Annotated in this window: 2 protein-coding genes; both read left to right on the forward strand. The window is 68.7% G+C overall.

Features of this window, described 5'->3' with window-relative positions:
* Positions 1-156: 156 nt before the first annotated feature.
* On the forward strand, positions 157-489 hold the full coding sequence (locus I8N68_RS32365) for a hypothetical protein (protein ID WP_200216906.1): 333 nt from the start codon (positions 157-159) through the stop codon (positions 487-489).
* Complete coding sequence (locus I8N68_RS32370; protein ID WP_200216907.1) at positions 486-1,490, forward strand: IS3 family transposase; 1,005 nt, start codon at positions 486-488, stop codon at positions 1,488-1,490. Before I8N68_RS32365 ends, I8N68_RS32370 begins: the two co-directional genes overlap by 4 nt.
* Positions 1,491-1,525 lie beyond the last annotated feature (35 nt).

Below are 1,525 nucleotides of genomic sequence, written 5' to 3' on the forward strand. Positions count from 1 at the left end.
CCCTGTCTGTCAGGCTGAGATGAGGCAGCCGTTCCGGGAGCGTTAGGCTTGCCGGGAGACAGGAAGAGGATCATCGTGACACTACCCAGCACGCCTGGTGAGCAGGGCGGACGGCCGAAGCGGCGAACGTTCACCGCGGAGTACAAACTACGCATCGTGGCGGAGTACGAGGCGGCGAAAGCGTCTGGTGAGGGCGCGGCGATCCTGCGTCGGGAGGGCCTGTATCACTCCCACATCCTGGAGTGGCGCGCCGCCCGCGACGCGGGGGCGTTGACCGCTCTGGGCTCTCGTAAGAGTCCGGTGGGTGCGAACCGGCAGCGTAGCGCGGAGGCCGCCGAGTTGGAGCGGCTGCGGCGACGCAACGAGCGGCTGGAAGCGGATCTGGCGCGGACGAAGACTGCCCTGGAGATCATGGGAAAAGCGCACGCGCTCTTGGAGACGCTGTCCGAGAGCGCGGACGACACGTCACCGCGGCCGCGCAGGCGCTGACCGCCGCGTTCGACGAGTTGGCGCCGCTGGTCGGGGTGGCCGGGGCGTGCCGGCTGACCGGCCGGTCCCGCGCCACGCACTACCGGCGCCATCAGCCACCTGTCGTGTCGCGTCCGCACCGGCCGAAGACGCCTCCACCCTCCACCCTTTCCGCCGCTGAGCGCCGCGCGGTCCTGGATGTGCTGCACCGGGACGAGTACGCGGAGATGTCCGTGGCGCAGGTGTGGGCCCGTGAACTCGACCAGGGCCGTTACTGGTGCTCGCAGTCCACGATGTACCGGATCCTGCGCCAAGCGGGTGAGAGCCGGGAACGCCGCCGGCAGGCCACCCACCCGCCACGCACGATCCCGCAGCTGGCCGCGGCCGGGCCGTCGCAGGTGTGGTCGTGGGACATCACCCGCCTCAAGACCGTGCAGCGGGGCGTGTTCTACCACCTGTACGTGATCATCGACGTGTACTCCCGGTACGTCGTCGGCTGGCACGTCGCCACCGGCGAGGACTCGATGCTCGCCCGCGAGGTGATCGACGATGCCATCACCCGCAACCAGGTGCGGCCCGAGGTGCTGCACGCCGACCGGGGCTCGTCGATGACCTCGAAACCCGTCGCCGAACTGCTCGCCGACCTCGACGTCACCCGCTCCTACTCCCGCCCCCGGACATCGAACGACAACCCGTACTCCGAAGCCCAGTTCAAGACGTTGAAATACTGCCCCGCGTTCCCCGACCGGTTCGACTCGATCGAGCACGCCCGCCAGTTCAGCAGCGAGTTCTTCACCTATTACAACCACGAACACCGCCACTCCGGGATCGGCCTGCACACCCCCGCATCGGTGCACTACGGCACCGCCGGCGACGTGCACGACCAGCGGCAGGCCACCCTCGACGCCGCCTGGCGGGCCCACCCCGACCGGTTCACCCGCCGACCCCGACCACCCGCCCTGCCCACCACGGTGTGGATCAACAAACCCGCAGCTCAGCCCACCGATCTACAGAACACCTGACCACGAAAACGTCTCACTTGACTTGACAGGTTCCG

This window comes from Micromonospora coerulea (assembly GCF_016598485.1).
GTDB classification, from domain to species: domain Bacteria; phylum Actinomycetota; class Actinomycetes; order Mycobacteriales; family Micromonosporaceae; genus Micromonospora; species Micromonospora coerulea.